We start from the raw sequence: 20,516 nt of genomic DNA on the forward strand, positions 1-20,516 counted from the left end.
GATAGTTGTGAAAAACACAGACGGAGGAGAATCATGAACGAAATAAAAAAACAGACGGTTCTTGAGTTGTCATCGGTTGAAAAAGCTTTGGTTTTTCTGGTGCCGCCATTATTAGGGCTGGTCATCGGATGGTTTCTGCCGGTCATTGCGAAGTGGGCCGTAACATTGGATTGGCTGCCTTTTCACGGGCCGCTGGAAATAATCGCTTCCTTTCACGGATGGAAGGCTGCGGCTGCAACTGCCGTTATCGGCTTAATTGGGGGAGTGTGGCTGACGCAGGCAGCTTTTAAAGAAAGTCTTGTGGCAGTCGTGACGGACAGCGAGGTGTCCTTAACCATATATAATGAAGAAAGCGTATTTTCGAAAGAAAGCATTTCCGGTGTGTTTACGGATGGGAAGTATCTTGTCTTATTAGGCACTGAAGGACAGGAGCTTTTTCGGGAGAAGCTTGAGCCGGCGGTTGAAAAAGCGGCTGATGCGTTTCGCGCGCATGGGTATGTCTGGCTGGGGACGGAAGATCCTTTTAAAGAAGAATACAAACGGTGGGTGCCGGACACGCCGGATTTGGAGCCTGGGGCAAATGCTCTTTTAAAAGCGAGAGAAAAGGCGCTGAAAGAGGAGGAAAAGGCAGATGCGAAAGAGCTGAAAGCGGAAATATCCAAACTGGGCATTACTGTGCGGGAGAAAGGATCGCGCCAATATTGGCGGATCTATCAAACGCCGTCTGCATAAAAAAAGCTGCCGCCGTTTGATACGGCCGGGCAGCCCGGAAACAGATTATTTCTTCTTGTCATCATAATATTGAACCGGGTACATGGAGCCTTCGGATACCATTTTGTTATCTTCAATATCTTCGGGATGCGGGTTGCCTGCTTTGTTGACGGGGAATGATTCAATATCCTGCTTCCCGGAGAGCGATGTTTTCATATTGCGGATAAAGTTCATCACCTTTTGGCGGTTTGATTTATCTTTGAGCAGGTAGGAAGTCACTCCGACAGTCGACACGGCAAGTCCTGAAATGAGCAGTTTTTGTTTCACGATAAAAACTCCTTTCTATTTCTGGCTTGCAGTAGTTATTCCCGCTTAACGGCTGTTTAAACATCGGAAGGTTAATTTTGGCTTTCCGCTTTAATGCGATAAAGATTGACAAAACTATTTTCAGAATAATATTATAAATATATGATAGCGCTGGAGTCATATTTTAATTGAAAGGTGTTAACTTTATGAATCAATTACATCGCAGAATGGGAACGTTTGCACTCATGATGGTCGGACTTGGGTCGATGATTGGCTCCGGTTGGTTATTCGGGGCGTGGCGGGCGGCTCAGATTGCGGGACCTGCCGCAATTATTTCCTGGATTATCGGTATGATCGTTATTTTGTTTATCGCACTTTCTTACAGTGAATTGGGTTCAATGTTCCCCGAAGCCGGGGGAATGGTAAAATATACTCAATATTCTCATGGATCATTTATTGGATTTATCGCAGGATGGGCAAACTGGATTGCGATTGTTTCCGTTATTCCGGTGGAGGCGGTTGCGTCTGTTCAATATATGAGCTCATGGCCGTGGGACTGGGCAAAATGGACAAGCAATCTCGTTCACAACGGCACACTTACGGGAGAGGGGCTCGGCTTCGCATCCGTATTGCTGATTATTTACTTTTTACTGAATTATTGGACAGTTAACTTGTTTTCAAAAGCGAATTCATTGATTACCATCTTTAAAATTATTATTCCGGGGCTGACAATCGGAGCGCTGCTGTTTACCGGTTTTCACGGCGGAAACTTCACATCCGGTTCAAGCATTGCGCCGAACGGCTGGGCGAGCGTGCTGACGGCGGTGGCCACATCAGGTATCGTATTTGCGTTTAACGGGTTTCAAAGCCCGATTAACATGGCCGGAGAAGCAAAAAATCCCGGCAAATCGATTCCGATTGCGGTTGTCGGTTCGCTGTTGGTCGCAACCGTCATTTACGTCCTATTGCAAATCGCATTTATCGGTGCGGTTGAACCTTCCATGATCGTTCACGGCTGGAGTCACCTGAACTTTAACTCTCCATTTGCCGATTTGGCGATCGCATTGAATATCAACTGGCTTGTCATTATTCTTTATGCGGATGCGTTCGTATCTCCGTCGGGAACGGGTATCACTTATACCGCTACGACGTCCCGCATGATTTACGGCATGGAAAAAAATAAATATATGCCGAGCATTTTCGGAAAGCTTCATCCGCTGTACGGCGTGCCGCGCCAAGCGATGATTTTCAACCTGATCGTATCGTTTATCTTTCTGTTTTTATTCAGAGGATGGGGCGTGCTTGCTGAAATCATTTCCGTAGCGACGCTGATTTCTTATATCACGGGTCCCGTGACGGTGATGACGCTGCGGCGGACGGCGGCGGATTTGTACAGGCCTCTCCGTCTGAAAGGACTCAGCGTGGTTGCACCGCTCGGCTTCGTGTTCGCGTCTCTCGTGCTGTATTGGGCGCGCTGGCCGTTAACAGGGCAGGTGCTGTTTATCATTTTGATCGGCCTTCCGATTTATTTCTACTACCAAGCGAAAGTGAAGTGGAAAGGATTCCGCAGAAACTTTAAAGGCGGCGTCTGGATGGTTGTCTATCTGCTCAGCATGATGGTCATTTCATGGCTCGGAAGTGAAAAATTCGGCGGTCTGAACATCATTCCGTACGGATGGGATATGGGGCTGATCGCAATCGTTGCCCTTGCCTTCTATGCGTGGGCGCTGAAGAGCGGATTCAAGACTGAGTATTTGAAAGACGCCAAAGCAATCAACGACCAATTAAAAGGCGGACAGGCGGAAGCCGCTGCCGGAAAAGAATAATGATTGATACAAACCTTGCGGTACATTTCCCGCAAGGTTTTTTAATCGGGCAAAAAAACATGGGTTCGGCATTATCTCCGAACCCATGCTGGCTTTATGATTTATATTCTTTTTTAACCTTTTGGAATATATCCGCATAGTTGGTGAACACACCGGTTACGCCCCAATTCAGCAGACGGCGCATGTCCGTCTCGCTGTTCACGGTGTAAGGGTGAAGCAGTAGGCCGTGGCTGCGAATGTTTCGGACATTTTGAGCGTTCAGCGCTTTGTAATCCGGTCCGATTCCGACGGCATATGTTTTGATGTCCGTTAAATCTGCGTCAGTCATTGAGGTCATCTGTTCCGCTTCAAGCAATTGGACGGCGGGAAGTTTCGGATCGAGCTGTTTGATTTTCAGAAGGCTGTCCCTGCTGAAAGACTGAATGATAACTTGTCCAAGTTTCGCATGCTTTCCTGCCAATTTATATTTTTTCAGTGAAGCGATCAGTTTTTCTTCCATACCCGGATATGTTTCGGGCGCCTTTGTTTCAATATAATAGTTTGCATGTCTGCCGAACCGTTTTAACACGTCATCAAGTGTGGGAACGCGAAGTCCGGCGTATTGCGGTTTTGCTTTTTCCGGATAGGCCTTATTGAACCAAGAACCGGCGTCGAGCTTTTGAATCTCGGCTAATGTATGATCCTTCACCCAGCCTTGTCCGTTTGTGGTGCGGTCCAGCTTTTCATCATGCATGACGATCAGCTTGCCGTCTTTTGTCATTTGTAAATCCAGCTCAATATAGTCAGCCTTCATTTTTTGCGCAGTTTCATAAGAAAGGATCGTGTGCTCCGGGACATACCCCGAAGCACCGCGATGGGCAATGGTCAAAATTCTGTCAGGAGACAAGAGGTTTCCTTTTCCCGCCGCCGATACAGGCGTGACGATGAATGACAATAAACCGAATGAAAGCAATACCAAAGCAAACAACTTATGTTTCCGCATGTTTTCTTCCCCCTTAAAAATCAATATCTGTCTCCAGTGTAGAAAATCGTTGTAAATGCTGTACTGCAAAAATATTAATCTTTTATGTTGTTTTCTTACACATGCTCCGCCCGCTTGCCCGTATTCCACGTCATAGCCAAGAAGACGATGGACAGCACGCATGAGGAGATAAGCATGATAAAGCCGCCGTTCCAGTCAAAGCGGTCTACGACATAACCCATGATGGCGTTGGCGAAAGCAGAGCCTCCGATGTAGCCGAAGAACCCGGTTAAGCCGGCTGCCGTTCCCGCCGCTTTTTTAGGCGCAAGGTCAATGGCCTGAAGTCCGATCAGCATGACAGGCCCATAGATTAAGAATCCGATGCTGATCAGCGCGATATTATCGATGAGCGGATGACCGGCAGGGTTAAGCCAGTAGACCAATACAGCGATAAATACGCCGGCCATGAACAGCACGCCGGCCGGTGCGCGGCGGCTTTTGAAAAATCGGTCGCTGATCCAGCCGCACAAAATCGTTCCCGGAATTCCCGCATATTCATAAAGGAAATAAGACCATCTGGAGTCTTCAGGAGAGAACCCTTTCGCTTCCGTCAAATAGGTCGGCGCCCAGTCAACGACACCGTAACGCACGAAATAAACAAAGACATTGGCAAATGCGATATACCACAGAAATTTATTATTCAGCACGTATTTGAAAAGAATTTCTTTGGTCGTCATCTCTTTTTCCTGGTCTTTGAACGCATGCTTCGGATAGTCATTCCGGTATTCTTCAATCGGCGGAAGCCCGCAGGATTGCGGCGTGTCCCGAACGAGAAGAACAATCACAAATGAAATGACGATGGCGATAATCGCCGGAAAGAAAAATACGCTTTTCCAAGTAACAAACATGGCGATGCCGAGAGTCACGAGCGGGGCGAGAATACCTCCGCCTATGTTATGGGCGACATTCCATATCGACATTTTCGTTCCGCGTTCACTGATGGAAAACCAATGAGCCATCGTCCGTCCGCAAGGCGGCCAGCCCATCCCTTGAAACCATCCGTTAATAAACATAAAAATGAACATAATCGTCACGCTTGACGTGACCCATGGCATGGAAACAAATAAAATGTTGACGACACCTGACAAAAACAGACCTGTCGCAAGGAAATACCTCGGGTTGCAGCGGTCAGACACCATCCCCATAATAAATTTGCTGAAGCCGTAAGCGATTGATACGGCCGCAAGCACCAAGCCAAGTTCCCCTTTTGAAAACCCTTGTTCCTGAAAATAAGGAATAGCGAAGGCAAAGTTTTTGCGAAGCAAATAATACCCGGCATACCCGATGAAAATCCCCAAAAATACCTGCAGCCTGAGCCGTTTATAGGCCGCATCCGTCTTTGAATCATCCAATCTCTCAATATGCGGAGCCGGCTTGAACAATTGAAACATCATATCCTCCCCTTTGCTGAACGTCTATCATGATGTATGTATGACTCCTTTCCTTGAAAATGACAAAAAGAACCAGAAATCACCCTTATGAAAGGGCGGGGTTTCCTGGTTCTCCTCATCTCCATCCAAAAATCATTAACTTGTATATGATAGCGCTTTCTTAAATTATCACAGTCTGACGTGGATGTAAACGCTTTAAGGAAAGTTTTCATTTTTTTGAATAAATAACCGGAGGGAATATCAGCCGGAGCGCGAAAGATTTGAGGTACTCGATTTTGTACTCAGGCATAAGATGTGTTAGGCCGAACTAAGAAAAGCGAAGGGAGTGCATCTGTTGATTGATGAATTGGATTTTGCGTTCGGTGTTCTGCCGCTTTGTATCATCATCCTGTCAGTCGCCGGAACGTACCTGTTTAAAAACGCGTTCATTATGCCGGCTGCCGCTTTGGCCGTTTGCCTTATATGCACCTTTACCATATTGAATTTCTCGTTTATCGGGTGGGCCGTCGTGTACACGCTCGTCTCTTTCGCGTTATCGCATATTACGATGGTGGTGATCAGCCAAAATAAAAAATAGGATCGGCGGCAGCCGATCCAGCTATCAAAAGCAGAGAACACATCTCTGCTTTGTTTTATTTATGAATGTGCAGGAATTCCTTGATGACCGCGGTCTGTTCTTCTTTCGGGTAGCTTCTGTACAGATGGCTGGCTAAGCGGACGGGGTCACCGAAGAAATACCGCTCATATTGTGTCTGCCTTGTTCCAAAGGGGCTCATGGTCAAATCCCATGCGAGGCGGAACACTTTTACCCGGTCTTCAGCGTTCAATTCGGCCGCCTGCAAATATTGGTCAAGGTCTCCTCTGATGTCGGAACGGAACGCTTTTTCAGTCGGCAAAGTCACCATTCCGCTTGCCCCGATCAGCTGGATGATTTCCGTGAAGCGCGGGTAGATGTCAGGGAAAATCGCGCTGACCACACGAAGCGGAGTGACACTCGGACGCATATAACCCCATTCGTCTGTTTCCGCATCATTCTCCGACTTTTCCAAAAGGGCTTTCATCGTTTCCAGACCGGTGATGATCTCAGCCATCTTGGCCTGAATATGCTGATATTCCCCCACATCTATCGCATCGACAAGCGTTTGGGCGAGGCCCAGGAGAAACTCCGTCTTTACAATTTGTCTCGTGATAACTTGATGAAATGCGAAGGCGTTAAAAGAGCTTTTCATATTAAAATCAAAAGCCGCCTCGTAATTATTGTAAAAAAATACGCGTTCCCAAGGGACCAAAACGTGATCAAATACAACGATAGAATCCATTTCTTCATATCTTGAGCTGAGCGGATAATCAAACGATGATTTTCCGAGTACGAAAGATTCCCTGCAGATAAATTTTACTCCCTTTGTATTTGAAGGAATTGAAAAAGCGAACGCTTCATCCGATTCAAAATACATCTTAGGCAGAGAAACCACGAGCACTTCATCCGTCAGGCCGCCTTGTGTGGCTAAAATCCGCGCGCCGTGTATGATGAGGCCTTTTTCATTTTTATCGACGACTTTTGCCGAGATAGGTGTCGGCGATACGTTTACGCCCATTTGTGAACGATTCACCTGAGGGGTGATAAACGTGTGCGTAAAAGAAAGATCCTGTGCGGCAGCGCGTTCGTACAGCGCTTGAACATGTTCCGGAAAACAATGATCGCGGTCTTTCAAAAGCGCGGCAGAGGAGGCGAAGCTCATCAGCACGGTATTCATATAATCCGGGCTTCGTCCCATCATTCCGTGCGTGTGCCTGGCCCAATGTTCGAACATGTTTCTTCTTCTTTTTACGTCTTCTTTCGTTTTCGGCTGCAGGTATGAAAGCCCGGCCCGTTCTTTTTTACCGGGAAGACTGTAAGTCATTTGATCTATCATGTCCGGTTTCGTTTGCAAATCATAAAGAGAGCGCTTCGTTTCCAGAAGGCCCTTAAATGCGGGATGTTCAGAAATCTGTCCCTCGATCTTTTCACCATCAAGCCAAATCTCATTTCCAAGCTGATTTAATCGGTCAATGAACATTTTGCCATTAATGATACCCATCATGTCGCCCTTCTTTCTTTGCAGATCCACTACCTCATTATATTGAAAACGAAATTGGGTGTTCCGGTTATTTCCAAAGGGGAAGAGCCTTTTTTGATAAGGGGGGTGAAGGGATTGCATCATAAAAAAAACCCCTTAAGCAGAGGGGTTTTTAACTGATCATGTCTTTGTATCGTTGTTCGAGGACAAAGTCTATCATTCCGGTGATACGGGTGTTTTCAGATTTTTGTCTGAAACGGTCAGACACTTGGATTTTCCTTGAAAACGGAAATACAGCAAAAATCCAAACAAGGCCGGCCAGACCAAAAACCATCTGCAGAGCCATTTCAATCAAATCATTAAAGTGAGTGCTGAAAAAAAAGATATATAACGTGATGAATGTGACTGTACATACGATTTTGACAGTATGTCGGAAGGTGAGGGGCGGTTCAGTGAAACACATTTTCATTTGACTCAGTGTGAGCGAATCTTGTTTCATCAAATATGTAAGCAGTTCTTTGTCATTTTGACTTCGCGGAATCAAATCGTTTTCTATTTTTTGAACGGTGTCCTTGTATGTCTCCATATCAATCTTCATGCGAATCCTCCTTTAAAAATAACTCCAAGAATACTCATTGAGCATTCCTGGAGCAAGGAGCTGCCTGTTCAATTATAGAAATAGTGATAAAACTGTGCTGAACAAGGCTGCAGCTCCTCCTAATTCAGGTGCTAAAACGACTAAAGCACCGATCCCTACAATAACAATAATTCCTGCGCCTGCAATAGCCATGGTATTCACGACAGAATCCCAATCCGGAGAGTACACCTCTTCGGAATCCGGCAGCCTGAAGCTCTTTTGTTTTATTTTAAATGTAATGGTAGTTGTTAGTCCAGTTGTAGCACTGTCACCGACCGGAATATCAGGTGTATAAATTTTAAATTGAATATTCAGCGATCCCGCAGACGGATTGACATACACTTCTAAATAACCGTTGCGGACTGACAAGCTCAGACTGTTAAGCAGGTTTTGATAGGAATCAATTTGTGATGCTGTAAAAGAGACTTGTGAATCTCCCATCAGACCGGTAATATAAGCTCCCGGTTTGCCGTTTGTAATGGTAACTGTGTTGGGAGAACCTTCGCTTGGCACTGTTGCCAAAAGTGAAGTGGATAAAAGAATATCCATTTCAGGTGATGTATAAATGGTTTCTGTCTTGTCGAATTCAAACATGGCATTCGCAAGATTCGATATATTTTCTAAAGCAGGAATGGTTGTTAAAATGTCCGTCAGTGTACGCAGTCTTGCATCATACACAGGATCAGAAGGCGGATGGACGCTGCTTGCACCCGAGTCTTTTCCGGAGTATCCGTCTTTGTCAATGGCGACTTTTCCCGCTCCGCTTCCGATCGTTCCTTCATAAAATTGATCAAAAGCCCAGTTTTTCGGCATCGGGTATCCGAGGTTGCCGCTGAATCCGGTCGACATGTTAGCCGTAAAGCTATATTTGGTCAGACCTGCTTCTGACGTCCGGATACAAATGTTTCTCGGCCCGTATACCCCGATTTCATATTTCGGCGCAGTTGAGAACGCCTGCATTTTCATAAAAGCTGACTTGATTTCTTGGAAGTAAGGGATGATTTTATCCGTGACTTCATAATCATACGCATCAAAATCGACGGCAAAGTAAATGGTCGTTCCTGACGGAAAACCTAATCTTCGGGCGGCTGATGCAGCGCTGTACGCATCTCTCGTTCCTTGGTCTTTTACAAAATAAGAAGATTCATAGCCGCCGTCCTGATAAATCGGAAACACACTTAAGCCGGCATTGAAAATCGCGGAAAGTTCTTTTGACGTTAACGCTTTCGATGTCAGTCCGCTGCTCGTCCGCACATTCCCGGTCAGATATCTTCCCACGATCTTATAGCCATTCTCACGCAAAGTTTTAGCCGTATCTGCCGTCAAAATGGCAGCGGTGTCACAAGCTGAAGCAGCCCGCGTTGTGTCGCCTGAGCTTGATAATAAAGCTTTAATCGTCGGCATGTCCGCATAACCTGTCTGCGGCAGACACATAAATTCTTGGAAAGCTTTCACTGCCGATACAACTCCGACGCCGTATTTTCCGTCGAATTCACCGGGGTCAAATGATTTCCCATTACAGTAAAGCGCGTATTGCACAATCAAAACAAAGCCTGTCCGTGAATCGCCGGGAGTCAAGGTAGGACATAAGCTGGTCGTTCCGTTCCCGAAAAATCCATTGGCGACGCTTGTGCTCATGCCTTCTTCTTTTTGCAGAGCATAAATGAGAGCCTTGTTTGTATCGCGGGCATATAAGCCGTCACAAGGCATCAAGCCGATGTAGTCATTGTAATCCCGGTTCAGGTTCTGCTGGATTTGGCGGATTCTTTTGTCGCCTCCCGCTACTAACCGAAAAGCGCTCATATCCAGCAAGGCCTTCATAATGAGTGCCGTGACGATGCCGTCTTGCTTAGTAAGTCCGGCCGCTTTTTGAAACTCTTTTACAGCGCTTTCGGTATTTTCATAGAAAACGCCAGAAAATCCGCCCGGGTTAAATCCTTTACACCACAGCGCCCCCTGCAGAATGTAATTCATGTTTGTCGGCTTAGAATCGGGAGCCTGCTTTTTCAGCGGTTTAAACAATCTTTGTGTCGTCGGTCCGAAGTTATCGGCGGGTTCTGAAATACCAAGCTCAATTTGAAGCGCCCGTGTCAGACCGTAAATGGTATCCCAGCCTGTTTTTCCGTTTTCCGGCACCTTGTTGTACCCGTGTCTGCCTTTGTACGTCTCATTCAGCCATTGTTGTGTTTCCAGGACCATTTCGTCCATTGCAATCCCTCCATTATGTGTAGTGTGCGTTCATTCATAGGTGGCAAACGTATGACAGTTTGTCATGGGTTTATGAGTTTGTTCAAGCAGGGACAGCCCCATCATACAATCGCAGCACAAACGCCGAAAGAGAGGCATTGATAGGAAAAGATCTCTCTATGACAATTGATACAATAACAGCAAAATAGATAGCGGTTTAAAGTAACTTTATCACTTAGTCAAAAATAACAAGAATCATAAGTAGTAGTCATATAGTCATTTTCAGGGCTGTCATACCTCTTCCTGCAGTCAAAATGGTTAGTTGGACGGATTTATGATTAGCTATATTGTCATTAACATATATAGGGTAAATAGTTACAGGAAGGAAGGGTTTTCTCGATGAAAAGCAAAAAGATTTTTAAGTCGCTAATTATTATTTTTACTCTTTTAATCAGCGGAATTGGTTTTATGGGTTTTTCTTCTCCGCAAAAAGCAGAGGCTAAAGATTGGCTTCATACTTATAAAAGCGGGTATTTCACTAACTATGTGATCAATACCTATCACCCTAAATTCACTAAGACGACAAAAAAGTACAGCTTGAGAGCCGTGACTTTTAAATCCAACAGTAAAGAGAAGGGCACGTATAAAATATACGTCCAAAAGCAAGTCAACGGTAAAGGTGCCTGGAAAACAATCAAAACCGCCAATGCAAAGAAAAATGGAACGACTTATTTTGAAACACCTTCGTTGAAAAAAGGAGATTCATACAGATTTAAATTGGTCAATCAGGGTTCGAAAAAACGTGTCAATTATAGTGCAAGATGGATTGTATTCGCTTCATAATGCCGATTTTCCGGTCTATAAAGTTTTAGCTGCTGCAGCTGCGGCAGCTTTTTATTTTCTCCCTCAACCGCCAGGGAGTCTGCACCTGTCTCTTCGGGCGTACGTTTGTATTCACCGCATCATTCTGGATTATGCGGAAAGGTACATCGCTTCAATGATAAGCCAATCTCGGGTCCTTTATATTTGTTTGAAAATGTTCTGATATAAAAAAGGCGTGCCGCGGTGTAAAATGGCTATATTGATAAATATGGAGGTTGAGATGGATCAAGATTATATGACTGAGCTTGTCTCAGTCCAGCTGAAGAAAATCCGGTCGGAGAGAGGCTACACACAGGAGAAAATGGCAGATGTGATCGGTCTTTCTAAAAAGTCGCTGGTGCAGATTGAGAAAGGGCGGGCGCTTGCGGAATGGCCGCACGTTGTGGCGGTTTGCGCGCTTTTCAGATCAAGTGAAACACTGCAATCCGTATTAGGAGATGATCCGCTGGAGGTCATTGAAACGGTTGCTCACCGCACAATTGACAGGCCGAAGGGGAAGACGATGGGCGGCAAGGTGTGGTGGAAAGCCATCGAGAAAAAAGGCGAGTTCCGCTTGCAGCAGCATTTGATTTCCCATCATTACCGCATCCTTGATTCTTATGATGATCTGTGGTTCAGCAGTTTTGAAAAGGCAGAGGCTTTGGAGCGGCTTGATGAGCTGTTTTTGGAGGCGGAGGAAGCGAAGCGCTGACGCACCTCCGGTTGATGTATTTTCTGACAAGTGAGAAAATATGTATAAATTCCAGCCAAAGGAGAGATTCGAATGAAGCCTGAAGATATCGTCCGAAGCGGCCCGAATCAGTACATATGCAAGGAAGGAATCGCAAAAGAACTTCCGGGGCTGCTGGAGACATTCAGAAAACCCGTTATTGTGACCGGAATCAAATCTTATCAGGCGTTCTCCGATTACGGCGGCGGTTCTTCCTGGGATGTGATTCAGCACAAAGGATACTGTTCACCTGAGGCGGTGCGTAAGGTCTGTGAGCAGGCGGAAGACACGGATGTGATCATCGGTATCGGAGGCGGCACGATTTTGGATTTGGCAAAAGCGGCGGCAGACCGGCTTGATATTGAGGCTGTGATGGTTCCTTCCATTGCGGGGACGTGTGCGGCAAGTACGCCGTTGAGTGTCATATATGATGACAGCGGCAATTTTATCAGAGTTGATTATCACAAGCGTTCAAGCTATTTGACGCTTGTTGATCCGCTGTTTTTGCTTTCCTCTCCCATTGAATATATGAAAAGCGGGATCGGTGATACGCTGGCGAAATGGTATGAGGCCGAGGCGGTCATCAGAAATACGGAGGAGGCGCCGCCGCTGATGGCGCAGGCGGGGCTGAGACAGGCGGAATATATCCGTCATCTGTTATTGCGTTACAGTGAAGCCGCCGTCGTAAGCATGGAGAAAGGCGAGCTGTCCGTGCCGTTCATCCATACGGCGGAAACGATCATTATGCTTGCGGGAACGGTCGGCGGGTATGGCGGCCGTTTGTGCAGGATGGCAGGGGCGCATGCGGTCCACAACGGCCTCAGTTTTCTTCAGGAGACACATCAGGTGCTGCACGGCCAGAAGGTTGCTTACGGCATATTGGTGCAGCTCGCGCTTGAGAATCGGAGACCTGAGATTGAAGAGCTGCTTCCGTTTTACCGCCGGCTCGGTTTCCCCGTCAGTCTCTGTGATCTCGGCATCCTTGACAACCATGAGGAAGCAAAGCGCCGCATCGCTTCTCACGCCTGCCGGGCGGAAGAATCGTTATGCTTAATGGGGCAATATTGCGAGAAGGACGTGTCAGCGGCGATTGAATCGCTCGAATCAGCACAAAAGACAGGATAGAGCTTGTAATCTGTCTTGTCTTTATTTTTTGAATATTTCCGTTATAATGAGTGGGGTATAGAAAGGGAGGGGCCAAAGGACATGTATCAGGCGAAGAAGATGTTGTTATTAGGATCAGGCGAGCTGGGGAAAGAAGTCGTCATTGAAGCGCAGCGGCTCGGGGTTGTCACTGTAGCCGTTGACAGCTATGAGGATGCTCCCGCCATGCAGGCCGCGCACAAAAGCTGTGTGATTGATATGCTTGATAAAGCGCAGGTCAGAGAAGTCATTGAGAAAGAAAAACCGGACTTGATCGTGCCGGAAGTGGAAGCCATTGCGACGGATGAGCTGCTGAAGCTTGAGGAAGAAGGGTTTCACGTCATTCCGAATGCGCGTGCGGCAAAGCTGACGATGGACCGTGAAGGCATCAGACGGCTTGCGGCAGAGACGCTTCATCTTCCGACTGCCGGCTATGAATTCGCGAATACATATGAAGAATTTAAAGAAGCGGCGGAAACAATCGGCTTTCCGTGCGTGGTAAAGCCGCTGATGAGCTCTTCCGGAAAAGGGCAAAGCGTGTGCCGCTCGGCTTCCGGGCTGAAAAGCTGCTGGGACATGGCGATGGAAGGCGGCCGGGTGAAAAACGGCCGGGTCATCGTTGAGGAATTCATTCCGTTTGAATCAGAAATCACTCTTCTGACAGTGCGCGCGGCGAACGGTACGTCCTTTTGCGCGCCGATCGGACATGAACAAAAAGACGGTGACTATATTGAATCATGGCAGCCTCATCATATGACGGAACAGCAGATTGAAGAGGCGAAACACATTGCGAAAAGCATAACGGACGAGCTCGGCGGATACGGTTTGTTCGGGGTGGAGCTTTTCCTTACTGAAGATAAAGTATATTTCAGCGAAGTGTCTCCCCGTCCGCATGACACGGGGCTCGTTACGCTTGTGACGCAAAATTTGTCAGAGTTTGCGCTGCATGTCCGCGCGGTCTTGGGATTCCCGATTCCGGAAATCACTCAGCTGTCGCCGGGGGCAAGCCGTCCGCTGAAGGCGCCTAAAGAGCTTGCTGATTATGCGGTTGAAGGTTTGGAGAAAGCTTTGGCGGTAAAAAGCACTCAGGTCCGCGTATTCGGTAAACCCGTCACGAAAGTCGGACGCCGTATGGCGGTTGCGCTTTCTGCAGCCGAGACCGTTGAAGAGGCTAGAGAAAGAGCGGCCGAAGCACTCAGTCACTTATCAATTACATAAAATGATCTTAAAAGGCGTTTTTACCGTAATGGTAAGGCGCCTTTTTTGTTTGGACAGACTATATACTGGAAAACGGGGTTATGAGATAATGTATGAGGCCGTTTTGTGCCGGTTTTTTAATTCTTGAAACTTTTTATGTCCGCAATCGTTATATGTAATGTTCTCATTTCACGGAGAAGGAAATAACAATACATCATACGGCTTTTCATTCATCAAGAACGGACAATCCGGATCGCGGCATGGAATATTTAAGCAGGGTAATCCGGAATAGAGGAAACCATGATTGCTTACCTTAATATGAACGGCGAAAAAACAAAAATCACCAGATTAGATTGTTCAAATAACACCAAATGCTGTATAATAAAAGAATTTGAATGATAGCATCGAAAGAATTTCATTTTATGTTTCCTTAAAATGTATTCTTTATGCATACGCAGTCCGATTTGATATGGTTTTAATTGGAGGTTTGTGTAAACTGTGAATTATATACCTAGTATGATTACAATTGGAAATTTCATTTGCGGGCTCTTATCGATTCATTCCCTTTTGTATCATAATATACACTCTGCGGTGATCTTTATTTTCACCGGGATGTTTCTTGATTTCTTTGACGGTTTGGCCGCCCGTAAGCTGAACGCGGTATCGGAGATGGGAAGAGAGCTTGACTCTTTTGCTGATCTCGTGACGTTCGGCGTAGCGCCGTCCATGCTCGCTTACAGTGTTTCACTATATACGCTTCCGTTCATCGGAATTTTAATCGCGCTTTCCTACAGCATCTGCGGGATGATCCGTCTTTCCAGATTTAATATTGAACAAAGCAAGCTGCCGACGTTTATCGGGATGCCGATTCCGTTTGCGGGTATGTGTCTTGTCATTTTGAGCTTTATCAATAACGCTTTTCTTCTGGGGGCGGGAACGATCGCGCTCGGTTATTTAATGGTCAGCAATATTAAATTTCCGCACTTTAAAAAACAGGCGCCTGAAAACCTGGAGAGCAGAAGATGGAATTAGTTCAGCAATTAATATCCGATTACGGATATATCGCGATTTTTCTTATGCTGACACTCGGTATTATCGGATTGCCTATTCCGGATGAAGTCATGATGACGCTTGTGGGCTACTTCGCTCATATAAACGTGCTGAATTACGGGCTCTCCATTCTGATCAGTTTTATCGGAGCGCTCCTTGGGATGATTATCAGCTACTTCATCGGCAGAAAAGCCGGCCGGCCGTTTATTAATAAGTTCGGGAAATGGGTCGGCCTGAAGGAAAAGAGGATGGCGAAAGTAGACAGGTGGATGAAGAAGTACGGGCCGTACACCATTATTTTAGGTTATTTCATCCCCGGCATCAGACACGTGACCTGCTACTTTTCCGGAATCGGCAGAATGGAATTCAAAACCTACTTATGCTTCGCCGCCATCGGAGCGTTTTTATGGTGTTTTATTTTTATTACTATAGGAAAATTCATAGGAGTAATCAATGTTTAATACTGCCGCTAAAGTTCTTTACCGTTCATTGATTGAACTGACTAATAATCGATTGACGTCTTATCTCATTAAAAACTTCTGTGAATCGAAACTGAGCAAGCCGATGATTCCGCTGTTTTCCAAACACTATCGCATTAACTGGAATGAAACGGAACGCACGGCTTCTGACTTTGATTCACTGGCGTCATTTTTTATTCGTGATATTAATTTGAATCTCCGCCCCGTGGCAAAAGAGAAGAACGCCATCGTCAGCCCGGTGGACGGCGTCGTTCAGACGGTGGGCATGATTAATCCCAATCAAACTTTCATGGTAAAAGGGAAGGATTATTCGTTCGCTGAACTGACGGGGTTTAAAAGCGCCGATCACAAGTATAACGGCGGGTGTTTTGCCGTGCTTTACCTGAGCCCGAGACATTACCACCGCTTTCATTCTCCCGTCAGCTGCACGTATCAAAAGCTGGCCGAGCTGGGGAAACGCTCCTATCCCGTTAATACGATGGGGTTAAAGTACGGGAAAGATGTGCTCTCAAAAAATTACCGTTATGTGTACGAGCTGACCCGTGCTGATCAGCAGATGCTCATGATTCCGGTAGGTGCGATGAATATTAACTCGATCGTTCAGACAAACACCGGAAACCGGCTTGAGACGGGGGAAGAGCTGGGCTATTTTTCATTTGGATCGACCGTTATTTTAGTATTCGAGAAAGATATGTTTACCCCTTCGGATAACCTGACTGAAGGCCGTGAATTACAGGTCGGTCAGATCATCGGTTATGCGGAGTCACAGGAGGAGGCGTCCGCTTTATAAAAGCTGCTCCTCTTTTTTATATGGTGTAAGGAAGTGAACTTTATGGAAGAAAAGGATTTGGGAAAGCTGATCGAACAGTACCGGCATACAGGCGATCAGCAAATTCTTGAAGCGGTGCGGGAAGCATGCCGGCCTGTTGTTGAGGCGCTCATCTCAGAACTGGCTGAAGACAGCGCCGATCTTCTGCGGGCAAAAGGCCGTGAACGTTTTCCATTTATTATCGGCAAGTATCAGACCGCGGCCGGCCTTTCGCTTGAGACCTTTTTGCGCAATACGTATCGGTTTTATTTTCAGCAGGTTTTAAAAGGCGAAGCGTGACTGGAAGAAAGAGTACGGACGGAAATGTTCATCTTTCGCCCGTTTTCCTGTATGATATAGTATAGTGTGCGTGATCATTAATATAATTGAACAGGGTGTATAAATCATGGAAAAACAATATAGAGTTTTACTTTATTATAAATATGTAAAGATTGCTGAGCCTGAAGAGTTCACGGCTCAGCATTTGAAGTTTTGTAAGGAGCTCGGTCTGTTAGGCCGTATTTTGATTTCTGAGGAAGGCATTAACGGCACGGTGTCCGGAACAGTTGAACAGACGGATCAATACATGAATGCGCTGAAAGCTGATCCGCGTTTTGCCGACATGCCGATCAAAATTGACGAGGCTGACGGCCATGCATTCCGCAAAATGTTTGTGCGCCATAAAAAAGAGCTGGTGACGCTTCGTCTCGAAGATGATGTTGATCCGAATGTCACGACGGGCAAGCATTTGAAACCGAAAGACTTTTATGAGCAAATGCAGGATCCTGACACGATCGTGATCGACGCCAGAAACGACTATGAGTATGACCTCGGTCATTTCCGCGGAGCGGTCAGACCTGATATTGAGGCGTTCCGTGAGCTGCCGGACTGGATTGAAGAACACAAAGACATGCTTGAAGGCAAAAAAATCCTCACGTACTGCACAGGCGGCGTACGCTGTGAGAAATTTTCCGGCTGGCTGCTGAAGCAGGGCTTTGAAGATGTGTCCCAGCTTGACGGCGGTATCGTCACTTACGGTAAAGATCCTGAAGTGCAAGGGCAGCTGTGGGACGGACAGTGTTATGTGTTTGACGAAAGAATCAGCGTACCGGTCAACCGCGTAGAGCACGTTATCATCGGAAAAGATTATTTCACGGGCGAGCCGTGCGAGCGTTATGTGAACTGCGCAAATCCGGCATGTAATAAAAAAATGATCTGCACACCTGAGAATGAATACAAATACATGCGCAGCTGCAGTCACGAATGCCGTACGAACGAACGCAACATGTATGTGAAAGAGCACGAAATGACTCAGGAAGAAATCAATGAACGCCTTGCTTTGATTGAAAAAGAGGATCATGCGGCGATTGATTAATAGAAAAGACCACCAATGAGGTGGTCTTTTTTGTGTTTACATACTTTCTGTCCGTGCGGTCTGGTCTGCCGTGACGGGTCCTTTATATGTGAAAGCTTTTTCCCATTTGGATACGACGATGCAGGCGACCGCATGGCCGGGCACGTTGACACCGGTTCGCGCCATGTCCATGACGCGGTCGACACCGGCAATGATGGCGACGCCTTCCGCAGGGAGACCGACGGCATTCGCTGTCGCCAGAAGCACGACGAGTGAGCCTGACGGGACGGCGGCAATGCCTTTGCTTGTCATGACGAGCACAAGCATCATCAGAAGCTGCTGAGAAAGCGGCATCTCCACATGAAACGCCTGCGCCAGGAAAATACAGGACACCGATAAATAGAGGCTGGAGCCGTCACAGTTCAGCGATAAACCTGACGGAACCACAAAGGAGACGACCCGCTTCGGGCAGCCGTATTTCTCCATCCGATCCATCAGCTGAGGCAGAATGGTTTCTGTGCTTGTCGTGGAGAAAGCGATCAAAAACAGATCCCAAATCATTTTCAGCACTTCAAAGTACTTGATTTTAAAGATAAGCCCCACGATCGGAAACAGAACGAAAAGTATCAGGAACAGCCCGAGGAACACAGTGCCGATCAGCTTCAGCATCGGGAGCAAAAGCGCGATTCCGAATTGTCCGACTGAGGCGGCCATCAGGGCGAGAACGCCGATCGGAGCGGTGACCATCACCATCTGCGTCAGCTTGAACATAATATTTGCCGTGGATTCAAAGAAACTCATGACAGGTGCGGAGGCTTTGCCGATGCCGGCTGCGGCAACACCGAATAGGATTGCGAAAAAAATGACGGCGAGAAGATCATTTTTCGCCATAACGTCAATGATGTTAACGGGGATAATATCAAGAAGCATTTGTTTCAGGTCGACTACTTTTTCCGTATAGCCGGAAAGCTCGTGAATGTCTTTTTTAGCAAGATGAGAGAGGTTAAGTCCGACTCCCGGCTTCAGCACGTTTGCCAATAACAGACCGAGCGCCAGAACAAGCGTCGTAATCACTTCAAACCAAATAATCGTTTTGATGCCGAGACTGCCCATTTTTTTCATACTGCCGCTGCCGGCGGCTCCGATAACAATGGTCGAAAACACGATCGGCACGACAATCATTTTAATCAGGCGGATAAATCCGTCTCCGACGGGCCGCAGCGCCATCCCGAAATCCGGGAAGAAATGGCCGATCAATGCTCCGATGGCTAAAGCGATCAAAATCTGGAATGCGATAAATTTTTTCAAGCGAATCCCCCTTTTACTTGCGCATTTCTTACGTAATTCGTGAAGCAGGCGGCAACCACCTTCCTGTCCGCCATAAATTTGTCACATTATTGACTGTGCGAAAGGAAGGATTGCTTTACATTATGTAAGCGCAATCATTGAATATGACAGAAAGTCCGCATTGGAAAAAAAGAAGGAGCATAAAAATAAAGAAAGATTTCTGCTGAAAATATTAAAAATTTTGATAATTATCCTCTTATAAGTGGTATATTTGATATGATATGGTCAACTGCATTCTCATATATCTGTGCATACAAGATTCGGGACAGAAAAAACATGCAGCCCAGAAAAGACTGAAAATTTAAACAATTAGAAGAAAGGTGTGCTTTTGTTGAATCAACTGATTGAAAGACGTAAGGTCACAGCTAGAAAAGAAAAACCGGATTCCGCTTCATTGGGATTTGGCAAGTACTTCACAGATTACATGTTTGTCATGGATTACGAAGAGGAGAGAGGGTGGCATGATCCGAGAATCACACCTTATGAACCGGTCCATCTGGATCCTTCCGCATCGGTTTTCCATTACGGGCAGGCCGTATTTGAAGGGCTGAAGGCTTACAGGTCAGAAGACGGACGGGTGTTGATGTTCCGTCCTGACCAAAATATAAAACGGCTGAATAAATCGTTACGGCGGATGAGCATGCCGCCTCTTGACGAGAAGCTGGCGCTGGAAGCATTGATACAATTGGTGGAGCTGGAGCAGGAATGGATACCGATAGAAAAAGGAACCTCTTTATATATCCGTCCGTTTGTGATTGCGACTGAGCCTTCTTTAGGCGTCCGGCCTTCAAAGCGTTACAAGTTCATGGTTGTTCTGACGCCGGTCGGTTCGTATTACGGCGATCAGCTGAAACCGATCCGCATTTATGTGGAGGATGAGTATGTGCGCGCCGTCACCGGCGGAGTGGGCGACGTCAAAACGTCCGGAAATTATGCGGCCAGCTTACAGGCTCAGCGGAAAGCCGAAGAACTGGGGTATGATCAGGTGCTTTGGCTCGACGGGGTGGAAAAGAAATATGCCGAAGAGGTAGGCAGTATGAATATCTTTTTCATCATAAACGGAGAGGCCGTAACGCCGGCGTTAAACGGAAGCATTCTCGGGGGCATCACACGCGCATCTGTGATAGAGCTGTTAAAAAGCTGGGGCATCCGTGTCAGAGAAGAACAGGTCGCCATTGATGACATCTATGAGGCTGCAATGAGAGGCGAGGTGTCAGAAGTATTCGGTACGGGAACCGCGGCCGTCATCTCGCCGGTCGGCGCGCTGCACATTCACGGCGAAACGATTGAGCTGAATAACGGATTGATCGGTGAAGTGTCAGAAAAGCTCTATGAAACGATTGCCGGCATCCAAGTCGGGAAGGTGCGGGATTCGTTCAGATGGGTGGTTGAAGTATAAATGAAAAAAGAA

General features: G+C 46.6%; 20 protein-coding genes. 13 read left to right on the plus strand and 7 right to left on the minus strand.

Annotation, left to right across the window (positions count from 1 at the left end; genetic code table 11):
* Positions 1-33 precede the first annotated feature (33 nt).
* Complete coding sequence (locus tag G9F48_RS17785; protein WP_165409897.1) at positions 34-732, plus strand: YqeB family protein; 699 nt, start codon at positions 34-36, stop codon at positions 730-732.
* Between the two features lie 45 nt (positions 733-777).
* Here the strand turns inward: G9F48_RS17785 and G9F48_RS17790 are convergent, their stop codons facing one another.
* A complete protein-coding gene (locus G9F48_RS17790) occupies positions 778-1,038 on the minus strand; it encodes a hypothetical protein (protein ID WP_003156732.1) in 261 nt (86 codons plus the stop codon).
* Positions 1,039-1,223: 185 nt separating this feature from the next.
* On the opposite strand from G9F48_RS17790, the gene G9F48_RS17795 reads away from it, so the two are divergent.
* Complete coding sequence (locus G9F48_RS17795; RefSeq protein WP_063174899.1) at positions 1,224-2,843, plus strand: APC family permease; 1,620 nt, start codon at positions 1,224-1,226, stop codon at positions 2,841-2,843.
* A 94-nt stretch (positions 2,844-2,937) separates the two neighbouring features.
* Here the strand turns inward: G9F48_RS17795 and G9F48_RS17800 are convergent, their stop codons facing one another.
* Both G9F48_RS17800 and glpT read right to left on the minus strand, forming a co-directional pair.
* Complete coding sequence (locus G9F48_RS17800) at positions 2,938-3,825, minus strand: glycerophosphodiester phosphodiesterase (RefSeq protein WP_063174902.1); 888 nt, start codon at positions 3,823-3,825, stop codon at positions 2,938-2,940.
* 95 nt (positions 3,826-3,920) lie between these two features.
* A complete protein-coding gene (gene glpT, locus G9F48_RS17805) occupies positions 3,921-5,255 on the minus strand; it encodes a glycerol-3-phosphate transporter (RefSeq protein ID WP_003156725.1) in 1,335 nt (444 codons plus the stop codon).
* Between the two features lie 334 nt (positions 5,256-5,589).
* Between glpT and G9F48_RS17810 the strand changes: the two genes are divergently transcribed.
* A complete protein-coding gene (locus G9F48_RS17810; RefSeq protein WP_003156724.1) occupies positions 5,590-5,832 on the plus strand; it encodes a DUF2651 family protein in 243 nt (80 codons plus the stop codon).
* Positions 5,833-5,887: 55 nt separating this feature from the next.
* Here the strand turns inward: G9F48_RS17810 and hpaB are convergent, their stop codons facing one another.
* The 3 genes from hpaB to G9F48_RS17825 form a co-directional block, all read right to left on the minus strand.
* Entirely contained in the window at positions 5,888-7,333 is a 1,446-nt protein-coding gene (hpaB, locus tag G9F48_RS17815) for a 4-hydroxyphenylacetate 3-monooxygenase, oxygenase component (RefSeq protein WP_146276035.1), read from the minus strand.
* A gap of 151 nt (positions 7,334-7,484) precedes the next feature.
* Complete coding sequence (locus G9F48_RS17820) at positions 7,485-7,910, minus strand: hypothetical protein (RefSeq protein ID WP_165409898.1); 426 nt, start codon at positions 7,908-7,910, stop codon at positions 7,485-7,487.
* 72 nt (positions 7,911-7,982) lie between these two features.
* Positions 7,983-10,157 (minus strand): glycoside hydrolase domain-containing protein, encoded by a 2,175-nt coding sequence (locus tag G9F48_RS17825; RefSeq protein WP_063174905.1) that lies wholly within the window; start codon positions 10,155-10,157, stop codon positions 7,983-7,985.
* A gap of 378 nt (positions 10,158-10,535) precedes the next feature.
* Here G9F48_RS17825 and G9F48_RS17830 point away from each other — a divergent pair, with 378 nt between their 5' ends.
* The 9 genes from G9F48_RS17830 (at position 10,536) to trhO (ending at position 17,779) form a co-directional block, all read left to right on the plus strand.
* Positions 10,536-10,979 carry a Ser-Thr-rich GPI-anchored membrane family protein gene (locus G9F48_RS17830; RefSeq protein ID WP_165409899.1) on the plus strand — a complete coding sequence of 148 codons (444 nt, stop codon included), beginning with the start codon at positions 10,536-10,538 and terminating at the stop codon, positions 10,977-10,979.
* 259 nt (positions 10,980-11,238) lie between these two features.
* The gene (locus tag G9F48_RS17835) at positions 11,239-11,709 is read left to right on the plus strand and encodes a helix-turn-helix transcriptional regulator (protein WP_003156718.1); all 471 of its coding nucleotides are present in this window, start codon (positions 11,239-11,241) and stop codon (positions 11,707-11,709) included.
* 72 nt (positions 11,710-11,781) lie between these two features.
* Positions 11,782-12,852, plus strand: coding sequence for an iron-containing alcohol dehydrogenase family protein (locus G9F48_RS17840; RefSeq protein ID WP_165409900.1), 1,071 nt, complete (start codon positions 11,782-11,784; stop codon positions 12,850-12,852).
* Positions 12,853-12,933: 81 nt separating this feature from the next.
* On the plus strand, positions 12,934-14,088 hold the full coding sequence (gene purT, locus G9F48_RS17845; protein WP_165409901.1) for a phosphoribosylglycinamide formyltransferase 2: 1,155 nt from the start codon (positions 12,934-12,936) through the stop codon (positions 14,086-14,088).
* A gap of 477 nt (positions 14,089-14,565) precedes the next feature.
* Complete coding sequence (pssA, locus tag G9F48_RS17850; protein ID WP_003156712.1) at positions 14,566-15,099, plus strand: CDP-diacylglycerol--serine O-phosphatidyltransferase; 534 nt, start codon at positions 14,566-14,568, stop codon at positions 15,097-15,099.
* Entirely contained in the window at positions 15,090-15,578 is a 489-nt protein-coding gene (locus tag G9F48_RS17855) for a DedA family protein (protein WP_025650172.1), read from the plus strand. The genes pssA and G9F48_RS17855 overlap by 10 nt, the downstream gene beginning before the upstream one ends.
* Positions 15,571-16,386 (plus strand): phosphatidylserine decarboxylase, encoded by an 816-nt coding sequence (locus G9F48_RS17860; RefSeq protein WP_015239079.1) that lies wholly within the window; start codon positions 15,571-15,573, stop codon positions 16,384-16,386. The genes G9F48_RS17855 and G9F48_RS17860 overlap by 8 nt, the downstream gene beginning before the upstream one ends.
* 42 nt (positions 16,387-16,428) lie before the next feature.
* Entirely contained in the window at positions 16,429-16,704 is a 276-nt protein-coding gene (locus G9F48_RS17865) for a hypothetical protein (RefSeq protein ID WP_165409902.1), read from the plus strand.
* A 106-nt stretch (positions 16,705-16,810) separates the two neighbouring features.
* Entirely contained in the window at positions 16,811-17,779 is a 969-nt protein-coding gene (trhO, locus tag G9F48_RS17870; RefSeq protein ID WP_165409903.1) for an oxygen-dependent tRNA uridine(34) hydroxylase TrhO, read from the plus strand.
* A 36-nt stretch (positions 17,780-17,815) separates the two neighbouring features.
* Here the strand turns inward: trhO and gltP are convergent, their stop codons facing one another.
* Entirely contained in the window at positions 17,816-19,066 is a 1,251-nt protein-coding gene (gltP, locus tag G9F48_RS17875) for a glutamate-aspartate/proton symporter GltP (protein ID WP_014304261.1), read from the minus strand.
* Between the two features lie 370 nt (positions 19,067-19,436).
* Between gltP and G9F48_RS17880 the strand changes: the two genes are divergently transcribed.
* On the plus strand, positions 19,437-20,504 hold the full coding sequence (locus tag G9F48_RS17880; RefSeq protein WP_025853807.1) for a branched-chain amino acid aminotransferase: 1,068 nt from the start codon (positions 19,437-19,439) through the stop codon (positions 20,502-20,504).
* The last annotated feature ends 12 nt before the right edge of the window (positions 20,505-20,516 follow it).

It is taken from the genome of Bacillus sp. EKM420B (assembly GCF_011065565.1).
GTDB lineage: Bacteria > Bacillota > Bacilli > Bacillales > Bacillaceae > Bacillus > Bacillus velezensis.

Bases quoted from the DNA above. Each gene is read 5' to 3' on its own strand.
- G9F48_RS17830 (WP_165409899.1), top strand. From the start codon at position 10,536: ATGAAAAGCAAAAAGATTTTTAAGTCGCTAATTATTATTTTTACTCTT.
- hpaB (WP_146276035.1), bottom strand. From the start codon at position 7,333: ATGGGTATCATTAATGGCAAAATGTTCATTGACCGATTAAATCAGCTT.
- G9F48_RS17840 (WP_165409900.1), top strand. From the start codon at position 11,782: ATGAAGCCTGAAGATATCGTCCGAAGCGGCCCGAATCAGTACATATGC.
- G9F48_RS17800 (WP_063174902.1), bottom strand. From the start codon at position 3,825: ATGCGGAAACATAAGTTGTTTGCTTTGGTATTGCTTTCATTCGGTTTA.
- G9F48_RS17860 (WP_015239079.1), top strand. From the start codon at position 15,571: ATGTTTAATACTGCCGCTAAAGTTCTTTACCGTTCATTGATTGAACTG.
- G9F48_RS17855 (WP_025650172.1), top strand. From the start codon at position 15,090: ATGGAATTAGTTCAGCAATTAATATCCGATTACGGATATATCGCGATT.
- G9F48_RS17835 (WP_003156718.1), top strand. From the start codon at position 11,239: ATGGATCAAGATTATATGACTGAGCTTGTCTCAGTCCAGCTGAAGAAA.
- trhO (WP_165409903.1), top strand. From the start codon at position 16,811: ATGGAAAAACAATATAGAGTTTTACTTTATTATAAATATGTAAAGATT.
- G9F48_RS17865 (WP_165409902.1), top strand. From the start codon at position 16,429: ATGGAAGAAAAGGATTTGGGAAAGCTGATCGAACAGTACCGGCATACA.
- G9F48_RS17785 (WP_165409897.1), top strand. From the start codon at position 34: ATGAACGAAATAAAAAAACAGACGGTTCTTGAGTTGTCATCGGTTGAA.
- G9F48_RS17825 (WP_063174905.1), bottom strand. From the start codon at position 10,157: ATGGACGAAATGGTCCTGGAAACACAACAATGGCTGAATGAGACGTAC.
- G9F48_RS17820 (WP_165409898.1), bottom strand. From the start codon at position 7,910: ATGAAGATTGATATGGAGACATACAAGGACACCGTTCAAAAAATAGAA.
- purT (WP_165409901.1), top strand. From the start codon at position 12,934: ATGTATCAGGCGAAGAAGATGTTGTTATTAGGATCAGGCGAGCTGGGG.
- G9F48_RS17795 (WP_063174899.1), top strand. From the start codon at position 1,224: ATGAATCAATTACATCGCAGAATGGGAACGTTTGCACTCATGATGGTC.
- glpT (WP_003156725.1), bottom strand. From the start codon at position 5,255: ATGTTTCAATTGTTCAAGCCGGCTCCGCATATTGAGAGATTGGATGAT.